Below are 26,926 nucleotides of genomic sequence, written 5' to 3'. Positions count from 1 at the left end.
AGGGGATGAAAATGGAACGTTCCTGAGGTGCCGGCCTTCGAGGCGGACCGCGAAGCGTGCGACCTCGTGAACGTTCCATTTTGATTGCCTCAGATGCCGTGAGGAAAAGAGGCCGGGACCCCATCGCGCAAGGTCCCGGCCCGAGGCTTCCCTTAGAACGGAGATTCGGGGAAGTAGTAGCTTTCTGCATTTTCCTGCGTGATCAGCGTCGCGCCGAGAATGTAGCGGCCGGCAACCGGCCCGTTGGACTTGAAGGCCGCAACCGTCGCGTCCATGGCGGTGGCGATCATCGAGGGCGGATAGAGCACGTCGACCGGGACCAGCGTGTTCCCGTCCATGATGCCCTTGATGGTTTCCTTCATGCCGGCGCCGCCGACGACAAACATGCCGTCTCCGTCACGCCCGGCCTGCTTGAGGGCCGCGACCACACCGATGGCGATATCGTCATCCTGTGCCCAGACCGCATCGATATCCGGAAAGCGGGACAGGAAATCCTGCATCACTTCGAAGCCGTCATCACGGTTCCAGTTGGCATGCTTGTGATCGAGCACATTGATGCCGGAGCCTTCGATCTCTTCCATGAAGGCGTCGAAGCGCTCATTGTCGATCACGGTCGGAATGCCGCGCAGGACAACGATGTTGTCGCCGTCCTTCAGACGGGTCTTCATGTACTGGGCGGAGACCCGTCCCAGTTCCGGGTTGTTCCCGGCAACATAAAGATCCTCGATGCCCGGCTGGCTGAGGCCCCGGTCCACCACGGTGATCCAGGCGCCCGACTTCTTGACGTTCATCACCGGATCGGTGAGCGGCTCGGATTCGAACGGCAGCACGACCAGCGCGTCGATCTGATGGACCGAAACAAGGTCTTCCAGTGCGCTTGCCTGGGCGCCCGGATCGGGAGAATTGACCAGGATCAGGTCCACATCCGGATAGAGTTCTTCCAGACGCTTTTCAGCCTGTTCCGCATGCCAGTTCATGCCCGCGGCCCAGGCGTGGGTCGGGGTCGGATAGCTGACGCCGATCTTGATCTTGTCCTGTGCAACCGCGGACCCGGCAAAGGCCAGGGCCCCGGTCACGGCCAGTGCTCCCAGAATATTCCTCATGTGCATTGTTTCCTCCTCCACTGCAGATGATTGGCCGCACCTCTCCCGTCCGGTGCGAGCCGGTTCTTTTGACGTTGGGGACGGGTCCCGATCTCTAAGGGTTGCGCATCACGACGCTTTGGTCTTGCCGAGCTTCCAGTCGCTGCGCTGTAAAAAAACCGCCACGATAATGATCAGGCCCTGCATGGTGCCATTCAGGTAATTGGAGATCATATCGGTGAAGTTCAGAATGTTGCCGATGGTCGTCAGGATCAGGGCGCCAAGTATGGTGCCGCCGATACGCCCGTAGCCACCCTTGAGCACGGTGCCGCCGATGATGACCGCCGCGATGGCTTCCAGTTCCCACAGCACGCCGGTGGAGGCCGATGCCGAACCGAGACGGGGAACATAGATGATCGTGGCGAAGGCGACGCACAGGCCCTGAATGATGTAGGTGAGCGTTTTGACCCGGTCGACATTGATGGCCGAGTATTGCGCCACCGCCTCGTTCGAGCCGATCGCGGTGCAATAGCGTCCGAATGCGGTCCTGTTGAGCAGCAGCCAGCCGCAGATGGCGACCGCGATGAACACCCACACGGGGAAGGGCAGGCCCAGAAAGCTGTCGTAATAGACCGGCCGATAGGTGCCCCGGACCTCGAAGTTCAGCGACAGCGTGCCGCCGTCCGCGAAATAGGTCACCAGGGAGCGGTAGATGCCCATGGTGCCGAGGGTCACGATAAAGGCCTCGATCTTGCCTTTCGTCGTCAGGGTGCCGTTGATCCAGCCGGCGCCGATGCCGAGGATGATGGCGACGCCGCAGCCGAGCAGAACGGTGGGAACACCGGACCCGAGCGTTTCGACGGCGTTGTCCATGACGATGATCATGATGCCGGCGATGGCGGCTGCCATCGATCCGACCGACAGGTCGATACCGCCTGCGGTAATCACGAATGTGGCTCCCACGGCGATGATGCCGATGAAGGCCGAACGGGTCAGCAGGTTGGTCAGATTGCCTTCACTGACAAAGGCCGGGTTGAGCAGAAAGCCGATGATGCACAGCAGCAGCAATGCGATCGCCGGGCCGAGCGTCTTGAGATCGATGGAAGCCCGTCGGGCACCTTTGCTGGCGGTGCTGTCGGATGCACTCGTCATGGTCAATGGAGTTCCTCTCGCTTGAGCCCTGCGGCATAGCGCATTATTTCGTTTTCGTTGATGTGGTCGCCCGTCAGAACGCCGGTGATATGTCCTTCGCGCATCACGATGATCCGGTGGCAGATGCCGATGATTTCCGGCATCTCGGATGAGATGACCACGACGGACACGCCTTCTGCGGCAAGCGCGGCGATGAAATGATAGATCTGCTGCTTGGTACCCACGTCGATCCCGCGCGTCGGTTCGTCGATGACGACGATCTTCGGATCGCTCTCCATGATCTTGGCAAGCAGCAGCTTCTGCTGGTTGCCGCCGGAGAGCTTGCCGACCGTGATGTCCGGATCGCGGGTGCGCACATCGAAACGGCGGATGGCGCGCTTCAGCGCTTCTTCTTCCGCCTTCCGGTCGATGGCGAAATTCTTGACGAATTTCGGCAGCGCGAACAGGGTCAGGTTCGGCTGCATCTTCTTGTTGAGCAGCAGTCCTTTTTCTTTCCTGTCCTTGGTGAGATACGCAAGACCGGCGTCCCGCGCCTCCGCGACGGTCATGGGGCCAACGTCGCGTCCAAAAAGATTGATTGTGCCGCTTTCGATGGGAAGCAGACCGCAAATGGCCTCGAACACGGCGGTCCTGCCGGCGCCGATCAGGCCGGAAAACCCGAGGATCTCGCCCTTGCGCAGGCGGAAGCTGACATTATTGACCTCGGCGGTGCACAGACCGTCGACCGCAAGCACGACTTCCGCGTCGACGTCGGCCTCCTCCATCGGGGGGTAGAGATCGGAGAGTTCCCGGCCGACCATCATCTGCGCCATCATGTCCGGCGTCAGATCCTGCGAGGGGCGGGTGTCGATCCACTGGCCGTCGCGCAGGACGGTCACCCGGTCGGCAATCGTCTTCACCTCGTTCAGCTTGTGAGAGACGAAGACGATGCCGACGCCGCTCGTTTTCAGCTTTTCCACCTGGCGGAAGAACACCTGCGTCTCCTCCTCGGTCAGGACGGCGGTCGGCTCGTCCATGATGAGGATGCGCGCGTTGCGGCTCACTGCCTTGACGATTTCGACCATCTGCTTCTGGGCAATCGTCAGGCTGGAAATGCGATCGGTCGGCAGAATGTCCAGGCCGATTTCATCGAGGTGTTTCTGCACGGCGGCCCGCATGGCGGCGCGGTCCAGAAACCCGTTTTTCTTCAGCTCCCGGCCCAGAAAGACATTTTCCTCGACTGTCAGCTGTTCGGCCAGGTTGAGCTCCTGGTGGATCAGCACGACGCCGAGTTTCTCGGCAGCGCCATTGGGGGGGAGGGACGTCGATTCGCCGTCCAGCCGGATCTGTCCGGACGTCGGCTCGTGGAAGCCGGAGAGAATTTTCATGAAGGTCGATTTGCCCGCGCCGTTTTCCCCGATCAGCGCATGGACCTCGCCCGGGCGCACATCCATGCTGACGCTGAACAGCACAGGCACAGGCCCGAAGGACTTGCTGATGTTCACAGCTTCTATGATCGCCGCCGGAGCGGACGTTTCAGCGTGCATTCCTGTTTCCTCCCGAACGCCATTGCCCTCTTCCACAATGGCGTCACTATCAAAATGTAAACGTTTTCATATGGCGTGTAAACCTTTACATTGGTCAATGTAAACCTTTTCATAAATCACGACAGGCGGTATACAGCTTAGACAGTGTTGAAAATCATGCACTTATACCAGAGTGCGTCGATCATGACCCATCTGATAGCCCATGACCGCTCGTCGCCGGCGATGCGCGTTGGGCATTGCGGCAGGGGCGAGGACAAACAATGAGCGAACCGGTGGACCGGCCGGCGACAATTGAAGATGTTGCCAAACTTGCGGGCGTTTCCATCGCCACCGTCAGCCGGGCCTTGCGTTCGCCGGAGAAGGTTGCCGAAAGCACCCGGAAGAAGGTCACCGCCGCGATTGCCCGCACGGGCTATACCGCCAATGCCATGGCGCAGAACCTGCGCATGCAGCGCTCGCAGATGGTTCTGGTCCTGGCCTCATCGATTGCCGACCCGAATTTCGCAGGCATTCTCACGGGGCTTGAAAAGGCCGCCAACGACAGGGGCTATGGCGTTCTGATCGGCAACACTGAAGGAACCACGGGGCTGGAGCAGAACTACCTGCGCTTCCTGTCGACCGGCATGGCTGACGGGCTGGTGCTTCTGACCGGGCATATTCCCGTGGCCGGCGAGCCCCAGGCCTCCCTGTCGACCCTGCCGCCCATCGTGGCGACGGAACGGCCGGTCGACAATGCGGAAATCAGTTATGTGGGGGTCGATGACGTGGCCGCCTCCAAGGTGGCGACCGAATATCTGATCTCCCTCGGTCACAGGCAGATCACCTATATTTCCGGCGGACCGGCGGACATCCGCAGCGACCTGCGTCATTCCGGCTACCGGCAGGGCTTGGGGGAATCGCCGGAACGCTTGCGCGACTGGCGGGTCGAGGGCGACGGCTCCAGCGAGAGCGGCCGCGCGGCGGTCGAAAGGCTCTTCATCAAGGACGACCTGCCGACGGCCTTCTTCTGTTTCAACGACAATACCGCGATCGGGGTGATTTCCGCCCTGCAGCTGCGCGGCTATCGGGTGCCGGAGGACTTCTCGGTCCTGGGGTTCGATGACATTCCCTTCGCCAACAATTTCACCCCCGGCCTGACCACCATCCGCCAGCCCCGCCATCGCATTGGCGAAAAGGCGATGAATATCCTTCTCGACCGCCTGGCAAACCGGTCTCTTGCCACACAGACCCAGCTGCTTCACGGCGATCTGATCGTGCGCGAGAGCTGTGCGGGGATTTCGCGCAGATCGAGATAGCCCGCCGACCACGATCGGTCATTCTTCAGGCGCTGGCGGATCTGCGGGTGGATGTCTGATCCGCAATGAGGGACAGCAGCTGGTTGGTGACTGCCATGGTTCCCATGTCGCCACCGAACTCCATCGGCCGCAGCAGATTTGCCGCAAACCCCTTCTCCACGGCGGCATTGACCATGTCCGCGGCATCGGCCAGTCCCGGGCGATCGAACTTCTCGGCCAGATAATCCAGCATGAGGGCGCCGCTCAGGACCGCCGCCAGCGGATTCGCCATGTCGCGCCCCATGATGTCCGGGGCGCTGCCGTGAGCAGGCTGGAAAAGGCCGGTCGTGTCGCCGATTTCCGCACAGGCCGCCATTCCCATGCCGCCGACGAGCCCGCCCGCCAGATCGGAGAGAATGTCGCCGAACATGTTTTCCGTGACGAGCACGTCGAAGTCCCAGGGCTTGCGCACCAGATCGAGCGCCTGGGCATCGACATAGTTGTAGCCGACAGGCACGTCCGGATAGGACTGCTTCACTTCATCGAAAATCTTGCGGAAGAAGGCCATAGAATTGAAGACATTGGCCTTGTCGACACAGGTCAGAAGCCCGGACTTGCCCCGCTCCCGGCGTTTTCTGGCAAGGTTGAAGGCGAAGTCGTGCAGCTTCGTCGTCGTCTTGCGGGTGATCCGCAGCACGTCCTGCACCTCGTCGTCCGTGATCACCGGGCTGCGGTTGTGGACGGCGGCGGAATAGAACAGGCCTTCGGTTGACTCCCGCAGGATGATCAGGTCGATGCCTTCCGCCCTGGGATCGGCGAGCCGTTGCGGTGCGTTCGGGTAGGCCTTGACGGGACGCACGCCCGCGTAAAGCCCGAAGCGGTCGCGCAGGCGCAGATGCGGTGAAATCTCGGTGCCGTTCTCGTGCCGGATCGACGGCAGTCCGATGGCGCCGAGAAAGATTGCATCGGCGGCTTCCGCCCGCTCTTCCCCGTCCGGTTCGATATCCGACCCGGTTTCCTTGAAATATCCCGCGCCGGCATGGATTTCATCGTAAACGGGCAAGGCTTCGCCAGCGCACTGAAGAGCTGCCTCGACAACGGACATTGCCGCTTCCGCCACATCGACGCCGATGCCGTCGCCTTTGATCAGGGCAATTTTCATGAGTGCCATTCCTTAAGTTCAATCAACGTCAAAGTGCTCAACGATCCGGGGCCTTCAGCGGTCCGCGATCGAGACGGATGATATGATCCGGTCCTGCGGACGGGAAAAGCGTGCGTACAAGCGGGTCGTGTCCGGGAATGACCAGCTTGTCGGAACTCGCCAGGCGGCGGATCGTGCCGAAGCCATCCAGCATCTCCTGGAGGTCGACGACGATCGGAAAGGCTTTGGATTCCAGGAAGTTCTCGTAGTAGTGCGCTGCGTCGGAGGCCAGGCACATCCAGCCGGCCTCGGTCAGAACGCGCACCGCCTGAAGTCCCCGGCTATGGCCGCCGATGCGATGCACCGTCACCCCTTCGCGGACCTCGCCTTCGCCCTCGTGAAACACCAGCTTGCCGGAATAGAGCCGCTGGACCGCCTCGCAGACGTGATCGGCCGTGAAGGGCGCCTGCAGGGTGCCGTGGCACATGCAGGGGCCGGTGGCATAGGCCATCTCTGCCGCCTGCAGATGGATGGTGGCATTCGGGAAATGCCTGAGGCCGCCCGCGTGGTCGTAATGCAGATGAGTGACGATGACGGTCGATACGTCTTCCGGCGAGATCCCCAGAGGCGCGAGCGCTTCACCCGGCTCCATCCGCACGGGTCTGCCGCGCCTGTCGCCTTCCTCCTTGTCGTAGCCCGTGTCGACCAGCAGGATCTCGTCATTCCGGCGCAACACCCAGATGAAATAGTCCATCGCATGCGGCTGGTCGTGATTGTCGGCGAGCAGGAAACTGTCCCTGCGCGTGCGGGCATTTCTGTCGGCGTATTTGACCGCGAAGACTTCCCAGGCAGTCATGACGCCACCTGTGCGTAGGTACGCAGGGTCTTGTTGGCGATCATGGGGCTGCCGATCCTGTCGAATTCCGCGAAATGCGGTGTCTCGAGATGGGCCTTGAAGGCGGCCTCATCGTCATAAAGCTCGTAGAGAAAGACCTCTCCGGGCCTGTCTGGATCGGTGCACACGTCAAACCGGCTGCATCCGGGCTCCTGCTTCACAGATGCCTGTGCATTGGCAACCATGAGAGGCATGAAGGTCTCGAACTGGCCGTCGTGGATCTCGAAGACTACGGTGACTGCGAACATTCTTTCCACTCCCTGAGCCTCTCCTGCGGGCGTTGTTCGCCGGGGGCTCTGATATTTTGAAAACGATCGACCTCCGTCCCTCCGTCCGGGATGGGCCGGAGGGGCTCCGAGATCTAGCGGAACAGATGCACCATACCCATCGAAACCGCGGGGATGTAGGTCACCGCAAGCAGGGCGGCGATGGCGGCGATATAGAGGGGCGCCATGCTGCGGGCGATGGACAGCACGCCGACACCGGAAATCCGCGAGGCGACATAGAGCGTGGCGCCGACCGGCGGCGTGAACAGGCCGACGGCAACATTGCAGGTCATGATCACGCCGAGATGGACGGGATCGACACCGAAGGCCATGGCTGTCGGCAGGAACAGGGGGGCCGTCAGAAGGATGGCCGGCACGGGGTCGAGCACGAGTCCGAGGATCAGAAGCACGACGTTGACCATCAGCAGGAACATCCAGGGGCCGGAGGAATACTCCTGCACGAAGCTGACCAGGATCTGCGGCATCTGTTCCAGCGTGATCAGCCAGCCGAGCACGGTCGTCGCACCGATCACCACCATCACCACCGCGCTGGTGATGAAGGAATCGACCAGCAGGCGTGGCAGGTCCCTCAGCTGGAAATCCCGATAGATGACAGTGGTGACAAAAAGGCCGTAGACCACCGCCAGCGCGGCGGATTCCGTCGGGGTGACCCAGCCGGTGAAGATGCCGCCGAGGATCAGGACCGGCATGAAAAGGGCAGGCGCCGTGCTGATGAAGGAGGCTCTCAGTTCCCTCATGCTCGTCTTCCGGCCGCCCGGATCGCATTTGGTCGTCTTGCCGACGTAGTAGCACACCGCCATGAACAGCGCGCCGAAGAGCAGGCCGGGGATCATGCCGCCGAGAAACAGGTCCGCAACGGAAACATTGCCGACAAACCCGTAGATCAGCATGGGAATGGACGGCGGGATGATGATGCCGATCGTGCCGGCGGCGGCGACGAGCCCGGCGGCAAAGGCTGTGTTGTAGCCCTCCCGGGACATGTTCTTGATCATCACCGAGCCGATGGCCGCCGAATCCGCGATCGCCGAGCCCGAAATGCCGCCGAAAATCATCGAGGCGCCGACGACGACCATGCCGAGACCACCCGCCATGAAACCGAAGGCGGCGCGGGCAAAGCCGATGATGCGCAGGCCGACGCCGCCGCGGCTCATCATTTCGCCGGCGACGATGAACAGCGGGATCGCCAGGAAGTGGTTGGGCTCCACCCCGCCGATGAAATTCAGGTAAAGCGCCTGCAGCGGATAGCCGAGGTCGAAAACCAGGATCGGCAGAACGGCCGTGATCAGGATGGCCCAGACCAGGGGAACGCCGAGAAAGATGGTGGTCAGGAAGACCGCAACAACGAAGAGCAGGATCATGTCAGGGTCTCGCCGCCGTCGGTGTGAATTGCATGCGGAACCACCGGGTTCCGCATGTCGAACACCATGTTGAAGAGATGGAAGATCAGGGTCAGCGTCATGCCCACGGGCATGGAGGCATACAGGAGACCTACCGGCCAGTAGAGCACGGTCGTCTTCTGCGCCCAGGTATGCACCGAGATGTGGTAGCCGGTGTAGATCAGGCTGATCAGCAGCACGGCGATGATCACGTCGATCGTCACGGACAGCAGACGTTGCGCCGTGCGCGGAAAGAGACTTTCGACAATCTCCGTCACCCGCATGTGCGCGCCGCGCGCAACGGCACCGGCACAGCCGATGAATGTGCTCCACAGCAGCAGGAAGCTGGTGACTTCAAGTGACCAGGCCAGGTCGAACCCGGCGAAGCCCCGCAGCGATGCGTTGCAGAACACCAGGGCGACGATCGAAAAGCCACCGAGCACCAGGCTGAGGTCGACCAGATGACTGAGCCAGCGCAAAACGGCCGGATAATGATCACGGTAATCCAAGGCACATCTCTTTAATTTGAGGAAAGGGCCGGAACCGCGCAGGAAACTCCCGGGTTCCGGCCGGATTTTAACTCAAGTCGCCAGATCAGTTCTTGGCAGGCAGCTGCTCGCGGATGGCCGCGGCATCGCCCAGGATGTCGTTGACGGCCTGTTCGCCGTAGACTTCCTTGGCCTTGGCATAGACCGGCTGCACCGCGTCGCGGAACGGGCCGATGTCCGGCACGGTCACCGTAGCGCCGTCTTCCTGCATTTCCGCGAGCTGGCTCTCGACCGAGCTCTTGACCAGGTTGCGGCTGAACGCTGCGGATTCGACGGCCGCCTTCAGGACCGCTTCCCGGTCTTCGTCGGAAAAGGACTGCCAGGTCTTCTCCGCGATCGTCAGCGGGAGGGGGCTGTAAACGTGACGGGTCAGGGTGATGTAGGGAGCGACTTCATAAAACCGCAGCGACTTGATCGTGTCGACCGGGTTTTCCTGACCGTTCACGATGCCCTGCTGGATGGAAAGATAGACTTCGGTAATCGGCATGACGACGGTCTGGAAACCGATTGCTTCCATGGACCAGCGGATCATGTCGTTCGGGAAGACACGCATCTTCATGGATTCGGCGTCTTCGGGAGTGTTCAGGGGCTCATTGGTCGTGAAGCTGCGGAACCCGGCTTCCCAGGTCGACAGGACCCGGAAACCCTTTTCCGGAAGCTTGGCGAATTCGCCCTGCAGCCATTCCGAATTGTCGTAAAGTTCCCAGCCCTGCTCGTAGGTGTCGACCAGGAAGGGCATGGCGGTCAGGTTCAGGCTGGGCAGATGGGTCGCGTAGCTGCCCGTTGCAGATACGGTGAAGTCGATGCCGCCAAGCTGCAGAAGTTCGATGGCTTTCGGATCGTTGGCGATCTGGCCCGACGGGAAGATCTGCACTTCATAACGCCCGTCCGTATATTCGGCGACCTTTTCCGCGAACAGCTCCGCCGCTGCCTGGCGCGAACCGCCCGGATTGTCGGTGTGGCTGAACCGAAGGGTCTCCACGGCCCATGCATTGCCCATGCCGGCCACCAGGATGGCGGTGCTCAGGGCCAGGCGGCTCAGGGTTTTCTTGTCAAGCATCTCAATCTCCTCCCACGGCCGCTCCAAAGGCCGTATTGATTTAAACATTGGATTGCGTATACGCAAATCAATCCCTTGTCAACGACAGCAATGTCGACTATCAAAAAAACAAGCGATGCGGACACCGGTCCGCACAGGCCGCCGGCATGAGCGGCCGGGCCGGTGGAACGCGGGAGGAGGATGAAAACCATGAAGGACGGCACAAAAGCCATGCGGGTGGCCTGTCTCGGCGCCGGATATTTCGCGCAGTTCCATTATGAGGCATGGAGCCGGGTTCCGCGCGCCCGTCTCGTGGGGGCCTGTGACCGGGACCGGAGCAAGGCGGAAGCCACCGGCCTTCCGGCCTATGACGATCTGGACGCCATGCTGGAAACGTCCGGGCCGGACCTGCTGGACATCATCACGCCGCCGCCGACGCATTTCGACGCGATCAAGCGGGCGATCGCGGCCGGCGTCAGGGCCATCATCTGCCAGAAGCCTTTCTGCATGTCGCTGGAAGAGGCCAGGAAGGCCACGGACCTTGCGGAAGCAGCCGGCGTCACGCTTGTCATTCACGAGAACTTCCGCTTTCAGCCATGGTACCGCGCCATCCGTCAGGTGCTGGACAGCAGACTTCTCGGCGATCCGATGCAGATAACCTTCCGGCTCAGGACGGGGGACGGGCAGGGGCCCCGGGCCTATCTCGACCGCCAGCCCTATTTTCAGCAGATGCCGAGGCTGTTGATCCACGAGACCGGCGTTCACTGGGTCGATACCTTCCGCTACCTGCTCGGCGAACCTGAAGCGGTCTATGCGGATCTGCGCCGGCTGAATCCCGTGATCAAGGGAGAGGACGCCGGTTACTTCATCTTCGATTACGCGGACGGTGTGCGGGCCCTGTTCGATGGCAACCGTCTGCTGGACCATGCAGCGGAAAACTGCCGTACCACTCTTGGAGAAGCCCTGGTCGAATGCACCGGGGGAACCCTCACGCTTTCGGGCGACGGCTCCGTGCGCCAGCGGGCTTTCGGCGAGCAGCAGGACACGGTCCTGCTCGCCGCCAGGCAATGGCAGGGCTTTGGCGGTGATTGCGTCGGGAATCTGATAAACCACGTGATCGACGGTCTTCTGGACAGAAAACCGTTGGAGAATACGGCGCGCGACTATCTCAGGGTCATCGCGATCGAACAGGCGATTTATGAGTCCGACCGGCTGGGGCGAAAAATCCGGGGGTTTGCCGGTGCTTGAGGCACAGAAACCAAAAACGATCACCACGCAGGCGATGGAGCAGATCCGTCAGTTGATCTTCGACGGCGAACTGGCCGCGGGCTCCGATCACCTGGAAAGCGAACTGGCCGACCGGCTCGGCATGTCACGCACCCCGGTGCGTGAGGCGACCTTGATGCTGGCGCAGCAGGGTCTTCTGGAAGTGCGTCCGCGCAAGGGCGTGCGGATCGCAACCCTGTCGCTCAAGGACATGGAAGAGATCTACGCCGTCCTGACTGAACTTGAGGCCCTGGCGGCCGAGGAAGCGGCGAAAGCGGGCTATTCCGACGAGGATCTTGGTGCGCTCAAGCAGGCGATCGAGGCCATGGAGGACGCGCTGGCCCGCGAGGACCGGGAAGCCTGGGCGCTCGCCGACAACGCCTTCCACGACGAGCTCGTGCGCCTTGGCGGAAATTCGCGCGTCCAGTCGATCGTCTCCATGATGTCCAACCAGGTCCGCCGGGCCCGGGCGATGACCCTCTATATCCGGCCCCTTCCGGTGAAATCCAACGAGGACCACCGGGCGGTCTTCGACGCGATCCGCAAGGGCGAGGCGGCGCTTGCCCGCGAGCGCCACAGGAGCCACCGGCAGGACGCGCGCGAAGTTCTCATCGAGCTGCTGAAGAAACACAAGCTGTTCCACCTGTGAACGGCCGGGACTTTGTCGCGCCTCGGGTCACCCGCCCTGCCAGACCCTGATCGCCTCGATCGGATAGACCAGCATCACGACGTTCAGGGTCAGATTGTCCCGGATGACCCAGAGCGCCAGAAGCTCGAAGAAAATGCCGGTCAGGACCGTCACCCAGACAGGCAGACGCCAGGCGAAGAAGAAGCCGGCCAGCATCCACACAATGTCGAAGACCGAGTTCAGAACGCTGTCGCCGGTATAGCCGACCGCAATGGTCGCTTCCCGATAGCGGTCGATGATCCACGGGCTGTTTTCCAGCAGTTCCCAGGTGGCTTCGATGAAGATTGCGCCGAGGGCCCGCTGGCACACGCTGGTGCGCCGGAACAGGAGCCACAGGAACCAATAGAACAGGAACCCGTGGATGATGTGCGAAAACGTGTACCAGTCGGCTATATGCTGGGACGAGCCGGCAAGATCGTCCGCCGGGGTCCAGAAAAGCACATAACCGCACTCGCAGATCGGGATTCGCCCCATGGCCAGCAGGAGGGCGGCGGTGGCGGCGATCATGGCAAGGCCGATGATCAGGCATTTGCGGTGGCTCAAGGCGATCTCCTTGCGGCGGAAAGGGACGTCAGAGATTCAATGCTGGAAATCCAGCGGGATTCTCTCTATGACCTTGCGCCAACGAAACATCAATCCGTCCGGTCTTGATTGACAGGTTGCGCCCCCGGTTTTACCGGCGCGGTCGCGCGCCTCCGCCGGACGGCGATCAGGAGACCTTCATGACCAGCCTCAACGGCACGGCGCCCTATCAAGCCCGGCGCACCTTCGCGATCATTTCCCATCCGGATGCCGGCAAGACCACGCTGACGGAGAAGCTGCTGCTGTCGGGCGGCGCGATCCGGGCCGCCGGTCAGGTGCGCGCCCGCGGCGAACGCCGCCGGGCGCGGTCCGACTGGATGAAGATCGAACAGGAACGCGGCATCTCCGTGTCGTCCTCCGTCATGACCTTCGAGCGCCGGGGCATCATCTACAATCTGCTCGACACGCCGGGCCACGAGGACTTTTCCGAAGACACCTACCGCACCCTGACCGCCGTCGATGCCGCCGTCATGGTGATCGATGCCGCCAAGGGTATCGAGACCCAGACCCGCAAGCTGTTCGAGGTCTGCCGCCTGCGCGACATTCCGATCATCACCTTCGTCAACAAGATCGACCGCGAAGGCCGTCACGCGCTGGAAATCCTCGACGAGGTGCAGGAAGCGCTGGCGCTGGATGTCAGCCCGCAGACCTGGCCGGTCGGCATGGGGTCCGACTTCTTCGGCGTCTACGACTGGCAGAAGAAGAAATTCCATACCTCCGCCGGCGAGCGGGGAGGGGCCTACACCCAGACCAAGGACGTTTCGGGCCTGGGCGACGAGATCCTGACCGGCACGGTCTTCGACCGGGTTCTCAATGAACTTGAAGAAAATGTTGAACTCGGTGCGGAAGGTTATGCCGAATTCGATCGCGAGAGCTTCCTGGAGGGGCATCTGACGCCGGTGTTCTTCGGCTCGGCCCTGCGCGATTACGGCATCGAAGAACTGCTCGACTTCATCGCCGAATTCGCGCCGCCGCCGCACTCCCAGCCGGCCACGGGCGGCCGCACGATCATGCCGGGCGAGGACAAGGTCACCGGCTTCGTCTTCAAGGTCCAGGCCAACATGGACCCCAAGCACCGTGACCGGATCGCCTTCCTGCGCCTGTGCTCGGGCACCTTCAAGCGGGGCATGAAGCTGAAACACGTGCGTGCCGGCAAGCAGATCGCGGTCTCCGCGCCGATCTTCTTCTTCGCCGAGGAACGCGAGATCGCCGACCTCGCCTATCCGGGCGATGTCATCGGCGTGCCCAACCATGGCCAGCTGCGCGTCGGCGACACCTTGACCGAAGGTGAGAACATCCACGTCACCGGCCTGCCGGCCTTCGCGCCGGAAATCCTGCGCCGGGTCCGTCTGGCCGACACCATGCGCGTCAAGCAGATGCGTCAGGGTCTGCAGGATCTGGCCGAGGAAGGCCTTGTCCAGATCTTCAAGCCGGATCTCGGCTCCAACTGGATCGTCGGTGTCGTCGGCGCGCTGCAGCTCGACGTGGTGGTCGACCGGCTGAAGGCCGAATACGGCACCGAGATCGGCTTTGAGACCGTGCCCTATACCACCGCCCGCTGGATCGAGACCGACAGCCAGACCCTTCAGAAAATGATCGAGGGCCACCGCATGTCGATCGCCAACGACCGCGACGACAAGCCTGTGTTCCTGTTCAAGAACGCCTGGGAGATCGGTCATATTACCGAGAAATTCCCGGACGTGAAATTCCGCGAGACCCGCGAGATCGTCTACGAGGCGTGACCGCCGCACCGTAGGATGCATGCGGCAGGGTGAAGGCGGCATCTTTCTCTGTCCCGGAAGTGGTCCCTTCCGATGCCTTGTGGAGCCTGTACCTGCATGATCCGGAACGAACGGCTTCGCATCATTTCCGTACTCGGTGTGGTCGAGATTCTCGCCTGGGGCAGCTCCTACTATCTGCTGGCGGTTCTCGCCGCGCCGATCGCCCGGGATACCGGCTGGAGTTCCGCGTCAATCATGGGCGGGGTGTCTCTCGGCTTGCTTGTTTCGGGTGTCTCCGCAAGGAAAGTGGGCCGTCTGATCCAGGCCGAAGGGGGACGGCGGGTCATGGCCGTCGGCATGCTTTTGCTTGCCTGCGGGCTTGCCTTGCTCGGCTTTGCCACGACCTTGCCGCTTTACTTCGCGGCCTGGTGCCTTGTGGGCATGGGCATGTCTGCGGGACTTTACGATGCGGCTTTCTCCAGCCTGGGCCATCTCTACCGGACCGAGGCCCGCTCCGCAATTACGGCCCTGACGCTCTGGGGCGGCTTCGCCAGCACGGTCTGCTGGCCGATTTCCGCCCTGCTTGTCGAGAGCTACGGCTGGAGAGCAACCTGCCTGATCTATGCGGGTGTCCATGTGCTGGTCACGGCGCCCATGTGCTGGTTTGCGGTGCCCGGCGCGCAACCTGTTCCCGTAAAGGCGGTCCCGTCCGCACCTCGCCAGGACGGGGCGCGGAACACCTTCCGGTTACGGTTCTGGTGCATAGCGGTCGCCGGAACGCTGCTGGCCATGATCGCCACGGTCTGGTCCGTCCATCTCATCACGATCCTGACCGCCAAGGGTTATGCGCTCGCGGCCGCCGTCGGGCTGGGAACACTGATCGGCCCGGCGCAGGTCGGCGCCCGTGTTCTGGAGATGCTCGGCAAGGGACGGCACCATCCGGTCTGGACGATGATCGCATCCACCGCCTTTGTCCTGTTCGGCTTTGCTGGCCTGCTGACAGGGATACCGGCAGCGGTGGCCCTTCTGGCCTATGGTGCAGGCAACGGGCTCTGGTCGATTGCCCGCGGGGCGCTGCCGCTGGCAGCCTTCGGTGCCGAGGATTACCCGTACATGATGGGGCGTCTGGCTATGCCGATGCTGATCGCTGCCGCCGTCGCGCCGCTGATCGGATCCGTTCTCATGGACAGGTTCGGAACACAGGGGACCCTGCTTGCGCTGACGCTTGCCTCGATCATTCCCTGCCTCGCAGCGGCCATTCTGTGGCTGGATCTTGCGAAAGACTGGCAGCGGGCGTCCTTCGAATGAATAGGCGCGCCGCGGGTTTCATGCGCAATTCGCAGCCATGACCCGATCCCGGAGTGCATGCGTCTTCTGTTCCGGCTTTTGCGCGTCCGGTGGCACCGTCCGGCCGTCACGCTGAAAGAGCACGACCAACAGGCCACCGCCCGAAAGCGACCGGATGCCTGTTGGCCGATGACGTTCCTTGCATTCAACTGCGGCTGGAGCCGGCAGAAACCTGTCAGGACGCTCGCGCGGCGGGCAGTTCGATATCGATTTCCAGGGTGGTGACATCGCCCGTGCGGTCCATTTCCAGCCGCACGGAATCCGGATCGATGTCGACGCGCTTTGCGACAACGGCGAGGATGTCTTCCCTGAGGCTCGAAATCAGCAGCGCGTCGGAACCGTCATTCGCCCGTTCGTGAGCCAGAAGTATCTGCAGCCGGTTCTTGGCAACGGAAGCGGTTTCGTTCCGTTTGCCAAAGAAGCTCAGGATGTTCATGCAGCCCTCCCCTTGAAGATCTTGCCGAGCAGGCTTTTCTTCTCTTCGGGAATGGTCACCGGGATGTTTTCGCCCAGTAGCCGGCGCGTCGCCTCCGTATAGGCCTTCGCGGCCGGGGAGTTTTCGTCCGACACGGTGACGGGAACCCCGACGTTGGAGGCCTTGAGCACGTCCTTGCTTTCCGGCACGACCCCGATCAGTGGCACGGAAAGAATGTCCACCACATCGTCGGTCGCCAGCATGTCGCCGGCCTTCGCCCGCTCCACGTCATAGCGGGTGATCAGCAGATGCTTGGGCATGCGGTTGCCGTCTTCCGCGACCTTCGTCTTGGCGTCCAGCAGACCGATGATCCGGTCGCAGTCGCGCACGGAGGAAACCTCCGGATTGGAAACGATGATCGCCTCGTCCGCGTAGCGCATGGCAAGCGTCGCGCCGCGCTCGATGCCGGCGGGGCTGTCACAGATCACCCAGTCGAAATACATGCGCAATTCGCTGATGACGCTGGCCACGCCTTCCTCGGTCAGGGCGTCCTTGTCCCGGGTCTGGGACGCGGGCAGCAGAAAGAGGTTGTTGAGCTTCTTGTCGCGCACCAAGGCCTGCTTGATCGAGGCTTCGCCGCGCACGACGTTGACCAGATCGAAGACGACCCGCCGTTCCGCGCCCATGATCAGGTCGAGATTGCGCAGGCCGACGTCGAAGTCGACAGCGCAGACCTGATAGCCTTCCTTGGCGAGCGCCGAGGCAATGGCGGCGGTTGAGGTGGTCTTGCCCACGCCGCCCTTGCCTGACGTGACCACGACGACTGTGGCGTTGCTCATGTGTATGTCCCGTTTCGTTGTCGGCTCCGGCCCCTCTCGGATAGCCGGCGCGGTGTTTAAGTCAGTTCCTCGAAGACCAGTGTCTCGTTTTCGAAGCGGATCTGCGCCGGTACGTTGCGAAGGGTTCCGTCAAAATCTTCCGCGACCTTGTAAAGTCCGTTGATGGAAACCAGTTCCGCATCCAGCTTCGAGCAGAAGATGCGGGCACTGTCCTTCCCCGAAACCCCGGCCAGGGCCCGGCCGCGCAGGGCGCCGTAGACGTGGATGGAGCCTCCGGCAATGATCTCCGCGCCTGAACTGACGGAACCGATCACCGTCACGTCCCCCTCGGGGTGAAGAATGCTCTGCCCCGAGCGAACCGGCTCGGTGATGACGATGGACGATCCGTCCGTGACACTGGCCGGTGCGGACAGTGTGTCTGTTTCCGTGTCCGCTTTGCCCGCATCGTCCCCGGACTTGCCGTCGGCTGTCGCAGGGGAGGCGGCTTTCGCCGGTCCCGGACCGGTTCCGGCTTTCTTGCCGCCGTCCTTCGGCGCAGGGCCGATATCCGGCGCGGTGTTTTCTGTCTTGTCTCCACCGCCCACGGGCTCCGGAACATCCACGTCCGAGGTGAGGCGGCCTCCGGAAAAACTCGGCGGCATGCCGGGCTTCAGCCGGGTTCCCGCCACCCCGTCGATGCCCATCACCCGAATCGATCTCTCCGACAGGCCGTCGAGAAGCTCTTCGAGCGCATCGATCGGGATCTTGCTGCCGCGCACGTCCAGAATGATGGGGCGGTCGATGAAGAACCCCGGCGAGCGCGCGATAATGCGGTCGATCTCCTTGAACCACTCCGGAAACGGAGGTTCAGGTGTCAGAACGATCGCAATGAAGGATTTTCCCTTGAACTTCATTTGAATGAGGAGGTCCGGCGGCGCACGAAAACTGAGGTTGATTTGCTCGCATAAACCTATCATTAACCGACCCGGACAATCGGGCCGCCATTCGTTTTCCACCGATATCGATTTTCCTCAGGTATTTCAGGGGATTGGTGGAACCGACAGTCCGCTCCGGGTGTTGCCCCCGCAATGCCCTGACAGAATTGGCGAGATCATGCGCGAGAATCGCCGCTTCCCGCCGTTCGGCACTCGTTTGCCGGTGCAGGAGTTAACTAAATTCTTGTAAAGGGCTGGAATTTTGCCATATTGCGATGCAATATAAACCTTCGAATATTAGCAGCGCAAATCGCGCTTGGGGAAATTAATGAGTAATTTCAGCGATATGATGAGCTACGTTGGCCTCAGTACCAAAGAGGCGGCAGTGGCTTTGAACGTGTCGGAAGATGAAATTGTTCGCTGGTGCAGCACAAACGAGGCGCCGCCCCTTCATATCTGGCAGGGACTCGTGCGGATGCTCGACGAGATCCGCTTTTCCGCTGAGGAAGCCGCGAAATCCGCTGATCTGGATCATCTGGATGCGTCCGATCTCAATCGGGTGATCCTGATGGTGCCGGGACAGACAGCCTCCGAGTTCGCGGGCCCCAAACGCGCCGCCACCGCCCTGGCCGTTGCGGCTCTTGCACGGGTGTTCGTCTAGAAGCGGTCCGCTTTTGCACACATGTGCCGCGCTTGCCTCACGCGGGAGACCCGGTGCCATGCCCCAGAGGTCCGCGAAGGGCTTCTGCGGTAACCGGCTTCGGGAGCTTGGCGAACCGGTCACGGAAACCGGCTGCAACCGGATCTTTTTCCGGCAGATGCCCGGAAATGGCGACAACCCTGCATCTCCTGTGCGTTTCCAGGGCTTCCTGCACGACTGACCAGCCGGAATTTCCATCATCAAGTTGCAGGTCGGTTATCACCACCGACAGGGACCGGTCGGACCGGAGCTGCGCAAGGGCCTCGCGGAACGAATGCACGGTGACGGCCGAATAACCGAAATCCTCCACGAGCCGGGTGATCGCCTCGGCTGACCTGACATCGTCATCGACGACAAGCGCCGGCTTCCGGCCGTCCGCCCGCGGCTGTACGTCACAAGTGCCGGTCTGCTCCGGAAACAGCAGCGTCACGCAGGTGCCCTGTCCGGGGTCGGAAACGATCCGGATCGATCCGCCGGACTGGTGCACGAAACCATGGACCATGGACAGGCCAAGACCCGTTCCCTCGCCATCGGCGCGGGCGGTGAAGAATGGTTCCGCCGCCTGCCGCAACGTGTCCGCGTCCATCCCGCAGCCGTCGTCCCTGACGGAGAGCGCGACCCATCCGTCCGCCTGTCTGGCAACGCCGATCTCGATCTCGCCGCGATCGTGGATCGCCTGCCCGGCATTGACGCAAAGATTCAGGATGGCGCTTTCGAGCTGCCCGGGGTCGATGCGGGCAAACATCGGCCCGTCGTCGCAGGTGATGGACAGGGTCACAGTTTCCGGCAGCGCCATGGACAGGAGATCTTCCATCCCTTCCGCGATGGCGGCGATATCGGTCTGTTGCGGCGCCAGATGCTGCTTGCGGGCGAAGGCCAGCAGGCGCTCGATCAGCGATACGCCGAGTTCGACCGCATCGTTGATGCGCGCGCGCAGGACCGACGCCTTTGGCGACAGCTCGCCTTCCAGCATGTGCAGGTTGCCGGAAATGGTGGAGAGGATATTGCCGAAATCATGGGCGACTTCGCCGGTGACCTTGCCCAGGCTCTCCACGCGCCGGATTTCCTCAAGACGTTCGTCGATGCGCTTGCGTTCGGTGGTCTCGGAAAACAGCCACACGGAACCGCCGTCCGGCAGCGGCGACTGACGCACCTCCAGCACGTGCCCGGCGGCATCGGCATATTCGCCGAAACCCGCACGGTCGTTTTCATTCGCGCGCCGCTTGAAGGCGGATCGCCCGATCAGGTCCTGCAGGGTGAGGCGGTGTTCGTCCCGGACGGGCTCCAGGCGCAGAAGTTCGCGCACCCGGCCGTTCTCCGCCAGGATCTGTCCCGCAGGAGACAGAACGGCGACACCGTCGCTGATGTTCTGAAAGACTGTTATGAACAGCTCGTTGCGCCGCCAGACCTCCCTGGTCTTCCGCTCCAGCCGCAGGGCGTTGGAGCGGAACTTGCGGAACGCCTCGGACAATTGGCCGATTTCATCCGAAGAGCTGCTTTTCTTCGGCAGCCGGGCCTTCAGGTCGCCGGCGGCAAGCCGGCGCATGACATCGGTGATCCGGTGCAGATTGGCAGCAACATATCGCGAGACGAACAGGGCCGAGACCACGGCGACGATCATGCTGATCGCCGTGAGCACCACGATGACGGCCTTGGCGAAGGTGATGCTCGTGGTTGTCCGCTCGCGCGACGCTTGCAGTCTCAGCTTGGCGTCGGTGACCTTCTGCAGCGCATAGGCGTTCACCTGGGCGACTTCCGTGCGGATGCGGAAGAGCGCGTTCTCCGCATCCAGTTTCGCGGCCAGTCCGGAATAGCGGAGCGAAAACAGATCGCCCCTGTCGCCCACCGCATTCTCAACGTCGGCTAGCGCGGCGCTCAGATAGGGGGAAGGATCCGAAGCGATTTCCTGCCGGATGCGGAGATAATTGCTTTGATGTTCGCCGACCTTGATCAGCTCGCGGCTGCGCAGGGCGCCGATGGCGGTCATGACCAGCTGTTGCAGCGATGACCAGGCCTGGCGCTGCCGGGGGGATTGCCTTGTGTCCTGGGCAAGGTTGCGGAAGCGCCTTTGCAGGCGCTCGAGATCCTGGTCGATCAACGCAAGGGTAGCGGCATGTCGTGCCTGTGGAGCCATGACCCTGACGAGATCGTCGATCGCTGCGCGGATCCGGGCGAGCGGCCGGGCCAGTTCAGGATCGCCGCCGCCCAGTTGCTGGATGTGTTCCAGCGTCTGAAGGATTTCCTCGGCCTCGCTTTCCAGCTGGAAGCTCGGGCTCAAGGTCATCAGAAAGGGAGCCGAGGTCGCCAGTTTGGATGCGTTGCCGGAGAGTTCGAGCGCATCGGAGACTTCGTTCAGGGTCTGGTCGTGAAACGTCGCAAGCCGCTCTTCGGCGCTGTTGAGGGTCATCAGGGCGATCGTCCCGATCACCATGATGACGACCAGCAGGAGTCCGATGGCCGACAGCAGCAGCAGCCGGATGCTCGGTTGCCGGATGCGCGGCGTCTTCATGATCTCTCGGCCTGAAGCACGAAGATATAGCCCTGGCCTCTGCGGGTCTGCAGATGGACGGGTTTGGACGGCACGTTTTCGATCTTGCGGCGCAGCCGCAGGATCAGGACGTCGATGGTCCTGTCCACATAGCGCTGCATGTCGCTGCCGATTTCCCGCATCAGCTCGGTGCGGGGAATGATGCGCTCGGGGTTCTTGACGAAATACTCCAGCAGCACATATTCCGCATTCGTGAGCGGTATCTCGTCGCCGTGCCGGTCGAGGAGTTCCCGGCGCTTGAGGTCGACCCGCTTGTCGCCGAAAATGATCTCCTGATCCCTGCCGGCCTTTGGGCTTGCCGACAGCCCGTGGCCGTAGCGGCGCAGAACCGCACGGATCCGCGCCACAAGTTCGCGCGGATTGAACGGTTTCATCAGATAGTCGTCCGCGCCCGTTTCCAGCCCGATGATCTTGTCGATCTCATCGCCCACACCGGTCAGCATGACGATGGGAAGTTCGTGGAACTCGCGGATGTGGATGGCCAGGGACAGGCCGGATTCGCCCCTGAGGCGCAGGTCGATCAGCGCGAGGTCGAAATTCTCCGGATTGCCGGCGGCCTTGAAACCGGCGCTGTCGGCAAAGGCGACCGGTGCAAAGCCGCTCGACTCCATCAATGCGGACAGGGTCTCGCGCACATCTGCATCGTCATCGACGATGGCGATTACCGGTCGTGTCGCGTTTGCATCCATAGCATTGCTCTTTTGCAATTCCTTGAGGTGTCTAGCATGAAGATCTCTCGGGGAAGGCCGGAATCTCGTTACAATTGTTTCAGCGGCAAATCCGGCGCTGTAACATTGTTAACAAAAAAGGCCGGGCACCTGCGTTCTGTTAACATAACTCCGCTCGCCTTTTTCCGCTTCCTGTCGCTAGCCTGAGCGCGATCTTTCAAGGTGCCTTGCAGCCTCTGCAGGGCAGGATTGATCCATATGGGAGGAAAATATGAGAAATTTGTTGGCCCGGCTCGGATCCGTGGCTTTCGTGACCGGTTTTGCCCTGTCTTCGGCCTATGCCGCCGATTGCTCCAATCGGGGCGCGCTCGACAGCATCTATTGCGATGCGAACGGAGACCTCGTCGCCGATGCGCCAACGGATCCGGCCAAACTGAGCAACCCTGACACGCTGGTCTTCGCCTATACGCCCGTGGAAGATCCCGCGGTCTATGCGGACATCTGGGCGCCCTTCATCGACCATCTGGAAAACGTTACCGGCAAGGATGTCCAGTTCTTCGCCGTGCAGTCGAATTCCGCCGAAGTTGAAGCCATGCGCTCCGGCCGTCTGCACATCGCCGGCTTCTCCACGGGGCCGACCCCCTTCGCGGTGAATCTGGCCGGTGCGGTGCCCTTCGCCATCATGGGCGGCGACGACGGTCAGTTCGGCTATCGCCTGCAGGTCTTCACCCAGGCCGATTCGGACATCAAGACGCCTGCCGACATGGCCGGCAAACGCGTTGCCCACACGTCGCCGACGTCCAATTCCGGCAACCAGGCGCCGCGCGCCCTGTTTCCCGCACTCGGCGTCGTGCCGGACGAGGACTATGAAGTCGTCTATTCCGGCTCGCACGACCAGTCGATGCTGGGTGTTGTTGCCGGTGACTACGATGCCGCCCCGGTGGCCTCGGAAGTGGTGGAACGCATGGCCGAGCGTGGCCTCTACGATCCGGCGGACGTGCGCCTTGTGTGGGAAAGCGATCCTTTCCCGACCACATCCTTCAACTACGCCCACGATCTCGATCCGGAGCTGGTTGAAAAGATCAAGGAAGCTTTCTTCACCTTCGACTTCAAGGGCAACAAGCTCGGTGAGGAGTTCGAGGGTGTGAGCAAGTTCATCCCCATCACCTACAAGGATCAGTGGGCCGTCATCCGGCAGATCCAGGCCAGCAACGGCGTAGAATACACCCCTCAGGGCCTTGCCAAATAAGGGTTCCTGCTTTCACGGCCCGCTGTCCCACCGGTAGCGGGCCGCTCCACACGGGGAAAAACATGCTTAAAATCAAAAGCCTTGTAAAACGCTACGGGGCAGGGGATCCGGTGCTCAAGGATCTCAACCTCGAGATCGAGGGCGACCAGGTCGTCTCGGTCATCGGCTCTTCCGGTGCCGGAAAAAGCACGCTGCTGCGTTGCATCAACCGCCTGGTCGAACCCACGTCCGGAACCATCACGCTCAACGGCACCGATTTTACCGCTCTGGGCAAGCGCGATCTTCGCATCGCCAGACGCCGGGTCGGGATGGTTTTCCAGAGCTTCAATCTGGTCGACCGTCTCACGGTCATGGAAAACGTGCAGAGCGGGCGGCTCGGCTATATCTCGACCTGGGCTGCCTTGACCCGCCGCTACCCGAAGGAGGATATCCGGCGCGCGTTTGAACTGATGGAACGCGTGGGCATCGCCCACTACGCCGACAAGCGCGCCGATGAACTGTCCGGCGGCGAACGGCAGCGGGTAGGTGTCATCCGGGCCCTGATGCAGCAGCCGGAAATCCTGCTGGCCGATGAACCGACCGCATCGCTCGACCCCAAGACCTCAGAGCAGATCATGGTGCTGCTGCGCGATCTGGCGAGCGAACTGAAGCTGCCGGTCATCATCAACATTCACAACGTGCACGAGGCCAAGGAATTCAGCGACCGGATCGTCGGCATGCGCTACGGACGCATCATTTTTGACGACCTGCCCGGGGCGCTTACCGACGAGGCCATGCATGATATCTATGCCGGCATCCCGCACGCGGACCGGCAGGTTGAAGGGAAAGCGGCATGACGGGGGCCAGGGACCACTGGCGCAAGCAGCCCTTCATCTCCAGTCCGGTGGTGCGCTACGGCCTCTATGCGGCGGTGGTGGCCTATATCGCCGTGACGGTGATGACGCTGCCGATCGACTGGCAGCGCGCCGCCCAGGGCCTGGAGCGCGCCGGGCGGATCTTCGGGGGCGCGTTTCCGCCGAGCTTTCAGCGTAGCGGGCTGCTCATCGACGGCTTTCTTGAAAGTCTCAAGATCGCGCTTCTGGCAACCGTCGGCGGGGTCTTCCTGTCGATACCCATTGCCTTCATGGCCGCCAGGAACATTGCGCCGCTGCCCATCTACTATCTGGGCCGGGCCATCATCGTCGTTGCACGCAGCTTTCATCCGGTGATCGTCGCCATCATCTTCGTGAAGGCCGTCGGTTTCGGCCCCTTCGCCGGGATTCTGACCCTGATCGTCTATTCCATCGGATTCGTGGCGAAACTGCTGGCAGAACGCATCGAGGAGATCGATCCCGGCCCCGTGGAAGCGATGAAGGCGGCAGGTGCTTCCTTCCTCACCACGCTGATCTATGCCGTCTTTCCGCAGATCATGCAGCGTCAGATCGGCCTTGGCATCTATCAGCTCGACAGCAATCTCAGGGCATCTGCAGTTGTCGGCATCGTGGGCGCCGGCGGCATCGGTGCCACGCTGGCCAACGCCTTCGGCCGCTACGACTACGATTTCGCCCTCGCCATCACGATGGTTATCGTCGGAGTCATCCTGATATCCGAAGCCGTCAGCGGCGCAATCAGGAAGCGGATCGCGTAATGGAACAGCTAGCTTTGCAAGAATGGTCGCGCTACACGCCGCAACAGAGGTTTCAGCGCTACGCCTGGTTCGCCCTGGCGACGCTGGTCGTCGCCTGGGCACTGGCCAGCGTCAACATTGTCTGGGCCTGGGTGTGGGACGCCCCGAACCAGATGGGCGATCTTTTCGGCCGCATGGTGCCACCGGATCCGGCCAATCTGGACCAGATCCTCAGCGCCCTTCTGGAAACGGTCAACCTTGCGACGATCGCAACGGCTCTGGCGGTGGTGCTCGCACTTCCCGTCGCCTATATCGCCGCCCAGAACACCACGCCGAATGCGGTGACGCTGTGGATCGGCCGGTTCATTCTGGTCTCCTCACGCTCCGTCAACACGATCATCTGGGCGCTGCTTTTCGTGGCGATCTTCGGTCCCGGAGTCGTCGCCGGCATTGTCGCCATCATGTTCCGGTCGATCGGCTTTCTCGGCAAGCTGCTGGGGGAGGCCATCGAGGAGATAGATCCCCGGCCGGTGGAAGCCCTGCAGGCCTGTGGCGCGTCCCATTTCAAGGTGGTGCTCTATGCGATCGTGCCCCAGGTGATGCCGACCTTCTTCGCCGTGAGCATCCTTCGCTGGGATATCAACCTGCGCGAATCGACGGTTCTGGGACTGGTCGGGGCCGGTGGCATCGGTGTCATCCTGCAAGGCGCCATCGACACGTTCAATTGGCAGGAAGTCTCCACGGTGCTCATCGCCATCATCGTTCTGGTGGTGACCGGCGAGGTGGTTTCCTCCTATCTTCGGCGCAGGATCCTGTAGGCGGAGGCCTCTCGTGTCGACCGGCCTGTGGTTCTCGTCCCGGGGCACATGACCGGACGGACAATACGGCAGCGGGGAGGGAAACTTCCCCGCTGTTCGTGTTTTCGCAAGCCGTCAACCTGTCCGCACACAGGAAAAGACCTGAAATCGGTCCCGGCTTTCTTGAACTTTTTTCCTTTTCAGCGATGATCTCGGCAACGGGCTGTGCCACCCGCCGAGTTCGCGCGCGGCATGGATGGCCTGTTCTTACCTTGCCGCGCCGGCTCTGCCCCCAGACGCCTCGAAGGCGCGGCCGGTCCGCAACGAACCCGAAAAGGCTCTGCCATGACTGAAACGCTAAGGGGATTGATTGCGGCGCTCGTGGCCTTCGGCATTTTTTCCAGCCATGATGCGGTCATCAAGTCTCTCGGCGGGTCCTATCCGGTCTTCCAGATCATCTTCTTTTCGATGCTGTTCGCCTTTGTGCCGATGTCGATACTCATGCTGGCGGACAAGGTTGTCGACAATTTCCGGCCCCGCCATCCCTGGCTCGTTCTCTTGCGGTCCTGCCTGACGATCGTCTCCATGTCCTGCGGGTTCTACGCCTTCACCTCCCTGCCGCTGGCCGAGGTCTATGCGCTGCTCTTCACGATGCCGCTGCTCATCACCGCCTTCTCCGTGCCCCTGCTCGGGGAGACCGTGCGGGCGCAGCGCTGGGCTGCGGTTGTTGTCGGTCTGATCGGTGTGCTGATCGTTCTCCGTCCGGGCATGACCGAGATGACGCTCGGGCATCTCGCGGCACTGACGGCCGCCTGCGCCAACTCGCTGGCGACCATCCTCATCCGCAAGCTCGGCGGCCAGGAACGCTCCGCCGTGCTCATTCTCTACCCGATGATCCTGTCGATGGTCGCCATGTCGCTGACGCTGCCGGTGGTCTATGTGCCCGTCGACCTGCCCGACCTCGGCCTGATGGCCACCATCGGCTTTCTGTCGGTGACGGCCCAGATCTTCATGATCGGCGCCTATCGCGCCGCGCCTGCCGCCGTCGTCGCGCCGCTGCAATACAGCCAGATTCTCTGGGCGACCCTGTTCGGAGCGCTGTTCTTTGCCGAAATGCCCGACATCTATGTCGCCATCGGCTCGTCGATAATCATCGCCTCGGGCATCTTCGTCGTCTGGCGGGAAAGCCGGGAGAATGTCTCCATGCAGACGCCGGTTCTCAGAACGGCCAACCCGCGCTTCGACACCGGGCCGCAGCCCAAGTGA

The 26,926-nt window shown here is 62.0% G+C and carries 26 protein-coding genes; 11 read left to right on the top strand and 15 right to left on the bottom strand.

Translation table 11 applies throughout. The features are described from left to right. Nucleotides 1–152: 152 nt before the first annotated feature. The 3 genes from DCO57_RS16455 to DCO57_RS16445 form a co-directional block, all read right to left on the bottom strand. A complete protein-coding gene (locus DCO57_RS16455; protein ID WP_116699998.1) occupies nucleotides 153–1,109 on the bottom strand; it encodes a substrate-binding domain-containing protein in 957 nt (318 codons plus the stop codon). 102 nt (nucleotides 1,110–1,211) lie between these two features. Further along, nucleotides 1,212–2,234, bottom strand: a complete 1,023-nt coding sequence (locus DCO57_RS16450; protein ID WP_116699997.1) for an ABC transporter permease — start codon at nucleotides 2,232–2,234, stop codon at nucleotides 1,212–1,214. Nucleotides 2,235–2,236: 2 nt separating this feature from the next. Then, nucleotides 2,237–3,760 (bottom strand): sugar ABC transporter ATP-binding protein, encoded by a 1,524-nt coding sequence (locus DCO57_RS16445; RefSeq protein WP_116699996.1) that lies wholly within the window; start codon nucleotides 3,758–3,760, stop codon nucleotides 2,237–2,239. A gap of 260 nt (nucleotides 3,761–4,020) precedes the next feature. On the opposite strand from DCO57_RS16445, the gene DCO57_RS16440 reads away from it, so the two are divergent. Further along, nucleotides 4,021–5,055 carry a LacI family DNA-binding transcriptional regulator gene (locus tag DCO57_RS16440; RefSeq protein WP_116699995.1) on the top strand — a complete coding sequence of 345 codons (1,035 nt, stop codon included), beginning with the start codon at nucleotides 4,021–4,023 and terminating at the stop codon, nucleotides 5,053–5,055. 25 nt (nucleotides 5,056–5,080) lie between these two features. Here DCO57_RS16440 and DCO57_RS16435 read toward each other — a convergent pair whose 3' ends face one another. From DCO57_RS16435 to DCO57_RS16410, 6 genes are all read right to left on the bottom strand, one after another. Continuing rightward, complete coding sequence (locus tag DCO57_RS16435) at nucleotides 5,081–6,196, bottom strand: isocitrate/isopropylmalate family dehydrogenase (RefSeq protein ID WP_116700049.1); 1,116 nt, start codon at nucleotides 6,194–6,196, stop codon at nucleotides 5,081–5,083. 37 nt (nucleotides 6,197–6,233) lie between these two features. Beyond that, the gene (locus tag DCO57_RS16430) at nucleotides 6,234–7,031 is read right to left on the bottom strand and encodes an N-acyl homoserine lactonase family protein (protein ID WP_116699994.1); all 798 of its coding nucleotides are present in this window, start codon (nucleotides 7,029–7,031) and stop codon (nucleotides 6,234–6,236) included. Continuing rightward, nucleotides 7,028–7,318, bottom strand: a complete 291-nt coding sequence (locus DCO57_RS16425; protein ID WP_116699993.1) for a putative quinol monooxygenase — start codon at nucleotides 7,316–7,318, stop codon at nucleotides 7,028–7,030. The genes DCO57_RS16430 and DCO57_RS16425 overlap by 4 nt, the downstream gene beginning before the upstream one ends. A 113-nt stretch (nucleotides 7,319–7,431) precedes the next feature. Continuing rightward, complete coding sequence (locus DCO57_RS16420) at nucleotides 7,432–8,715, bottom strand: TRAP transporter large permease (protein ID WP_116699992.1); 1,284 nt, start codon at nucleotides 8,713–8,715, stop codon at nucleotides 7,432–7,434. Continuing rightward, nucleotides 8,712–9,242, bottom strand: a complete 531-nt coding sequence (locus DCO57_RS16415) for a TRAP transporter small permease (RefSeq protein WP_116699991.1) — start codon at nucleotides 9,240–9,242, stop codon at nucleotides 8,712–8,714. The genes DCO57_RS16420 and DCO57_RS16415 overlap by 4 nt, the downstream gene beginning before the upstream one ends. A gap of 85 nt (nucleotides 9,243–9,327) precedes the next feature. After that, the gene (locus DCO57_RS16410; protein ID WP_116699990.1) at nucleotides 9,328–10,341 is read right to left on the bottom strand and encodes a TRAP transporter substrate-binding protein; all 1,014 of its coding nucleotides are present in this window, start codon (nucleotides 10,339–10,341) and stop codon (nucleotides 9,328–9,330) included. A gap of 189 nt (nucleotides 10,342–10,530) precedes the next feature. Here DCO57_RS16410 and DCO57_RS16405 point away from each other — a divergent pair, with 189 nt between their 5' ends. Then, nucleotides 10,531–11,568 carry a Gfo/Idh/MocA family oxidoreductase gene (locus tag DCO57_RS16405; RefSeq protein ID WP_116700047.1) on the top strand — a complete coding sequence of 346 codons (1,038 nt, stop codon included), beginning with the start codon at nucleotides 10,531–10,533 and terminating at the stop codon, nucleotides 11,566–11,568. Beyond that, entirely contained in the window at nucleotides 11,561–12,235 is a 675-nt protein-coding gene (locus DCO57_RS16400; protein WP_116700048.1) for a GntR family transcriptional regulator, read from the top strand. The genes DCO57_RS16405 and DCO57_RS16400 overlap by 8 nt, the downstream gene beginning before the upstream one ends. Nucleotides 12,236–12,262: 27 nt before the next feature. On the opposite strand, the gene DCO57_RS16395 is transcribed toward DCO57_RS16400, so the two are convergent. Then, on the bottom strand, nucleotides 12,263–12,817 hold the full coding sequence (locus DCO57_RS16395; RefSeq protein WP_116699989.1) for a DUF2585 domain-containing protein: 555 nt from the start codon (nucleotides 12,815–12,817) through the stop codon (nucleotides 12,263–12,265). 179 nt (nucleotides 12,818–12,996) lie between these two features. Here DCO57_RS16395 and DCO57_RS16390 point away from each other — a divergent pair, with 179 nt between their 5' ends. Together DCO57_RS16390 and DCO57_RS16385 are read left to right on the top strand one after the other, a co-directional pair. Next, the gene (locus DCO57_RS16390) at nucleotides 12,997–14,598 is read left to right on the top strand and encodes a peptide chain release factor 3 (RefSeq protein ID WP_116699988.1); all 1,602 of its coding nucleotides are present in this window, start codon (nucleotides 12,997–12,999) and stop codon (nucleotides 14,596–14,598) included. A 96-nt stretch (nucleotides 14,599–14,694) separates the two neighbouring features. Continuing rightward, nucleotides 14,695–15,885: an MFS transporter gene (locus DCO57_RS16385; protein WP_205756183.1), complete on the top strand. Its 1,191-nt coding sequence runs from the start codon at nucleotides 14,695–14,697 to the stop codon at nucleotides 15,883–15,885. Nucleotides 15,886–16,099: 214 nt separating this feature from the next. On the opposite strand, the gene minE is transcribed toward DCO57_RS16385, so the two are convergent. From minE to minC, 3 genes are read right to left on the bottom strand one after another with little or no spacing between them, the layout of a single operon-like run. Beyond that, the gene (minE, locus tag DCO57_RS16380) at nucleotides 16,100–16,360 is read right to left on the bottom strand and encodes a cell division topological specificity factor MinE (RefSeq protein WP_116699986.1); all 261 of its coding nucleotides are present in this window, start codon (nucleotides 16,358–16,360) and stop codon (nucleotides 16,100–16,102) included. Beyond that, the gene (gene minD, locus DCO57_RS16375) at nucleotides 16,357–17,178 is read right to left on the bottom strand and encodes a septum site-determining protein MinD (RefSeq protein WP_116699985.1); all 822 of its coding nucleotides are present in this window, start codon (nucleotides 17,176–17,178) and stop codon (nucleotides 16,357–16,359) included. The genes minE and minD overlap by 4 nt, the downstream gene beginning before the upstream one ends. A gap of 56 nt (nucleotides 17,179–17,234) precedes the next feature. Then, nucleotides 17,235–18,071: a septum site-determining protein MinC gene (gene minC, locus DCO57_RS16370; RefSeq protein ID WP_116700046.1), complete on the bottom strand. Its 837-nt coding sequence runs from the start codon at nucleotides 18,069–18,071 to the stop codon at nucleotides 17,235–17,237. Nucleotides 18,072–18,477: 406 nt separating this feature from the next. Between minC and DCO57_RS16365 the strand changes: the two genes are divergently transcribed. After that, complete coding sequence (locus DCO57_RS16365) at nucleotides 18,478–18,753, top strand: hypothetical protein (protein WP_133192692.1); 276 nt, start codon at nucleotides 18,478–18,480, stop codon at nucleotides 18,751–18,753. Nucleotides 18,754–18,790: 37 nt separating this feature from the next. Here DCO57_RS16365 and DCO57_RS16360 read toward each other — a convergent pair whose 3' ends face one another. Continuing rightward, nucleotides 18,791–21,301, bottom strand: coding sequence for an ATP-binding protein (locus DCO57_RS16360; RefSeq protein ID WP_116699983.1), 2,511 nt, complete (start codon nucleotides 21,299–21,301; stop codon nucleotides 18,791–18,793). Further along, nucleotides 21,298–22,029 carry a response regulator transcription factor gene (locus DCO57_RS16355; protein WP_116699982.1) on the bottom strand — a complete coding sequence of 244 codons (732 nt, stop codon included), beginning with the start codon at nucleotides 22,027–22,029 and terminating at the stop codon, nucleotides 21,298–21,300. Before DCO57_RS16355 ends, DCO57_RS16360 begins: the two co-directional genes overlap by 4 nt. Before the next feature lie 250 nt (nucleotides 22,030–22,279). Here DCO57_RS16355 and phnD point away from each other — a divergent pair, with 250 nt between their 5' ends. The 5 genes from phnD (at nucleotide 22,280) to DCO57_RS16330 (ending at nucleotide 26,926) form a co-directional block, all read left to right on the top strand. Further along, nucleotides 22,280–23,257 carry a phosphate/phosphite/phosphonate ABC transporter substrate-binding protein gene (gene phnD, locus DCO57_RS16350; RefSeq protein WP_116699981.1) on the top strand — a complete coding sequence of 326 codons (978 nt, stop codon included), beginning with the start codon at nucleotides 22,280–22,282 and terminating at the stop codon, nucleotides 23,255–23,257. Nucleotides 23,258–23,319: 62 nt separating this feature from the next. After that, nucleotides 23,320–24,093, top strand: a complete 774-nt coding sequence (phnC, locus tag DCO57_RS16345; RefSeq protein ID WP_116699980.1) for a phosphonate ABC transporter ATP-binding protein — start codon at nucleotides 23,320–23,322, stop codon at nucleotides 24,091–24,093. After that, nucleotides 24,090–24,884: a phosphonate ABC transporter, permease protein PhnE gene (gene phnE, locus DCO57_RS16340; protein WP_116699979.1), complete on the top strand. Its 795-nt coding sequence runs from the start codon at nucleotides 24,090–24,092 to the stop codon at nucleotides 24,882–24,884. The genes phnC and phnE (DCO57_RS16340) overlap by 4 nt, the downstream gene beginning before the upstream one ends. Further along, on the top strand, nucleotides 24,884–25,681 hold the full coding sequence (phnE, locus tag DCO57_RS16335) for a phosphonate ABC transporter, permease protein PhnE (RefSeq protein ID WP_116699978.1): 798 nt from the start codon (nucleotides 24,884–24,886) through the stop codon (nucleotides 25,679–25,681). The genes phnE (DCO57_RS16340) and phnE (DCO57_RS16335) overlap by 1 nt, the downstream gene beginning before the upstream one ends. A gap of 324 nt (nucleotides 25,682–26,005) precedes the next feature. Then, the gene (locus DCO57_RS16330) at nucleotides 26,006–26,926 is read left to right on the top strand and encodes a DMT family transporter (RefSeq protein ID WP_116699977.1); all 921 of its coding nucleotides are present in this window, start codon (nucleotides 26,006–26,008) and stop codon (nucleotides 26,924–26,926) included.

The sequence above is a fragment of the Labrenzia sp. 011 genome (assembly GCF_003075075.1).
Lineage (GTDB): Bacteria > Pseudomonadota > Alphaproteobacteria > Rhizobiales > Stappiaceae > Roseibium.
This window is presented reverse-complemented; position numbering and strand designations above follow the sequence as displayed.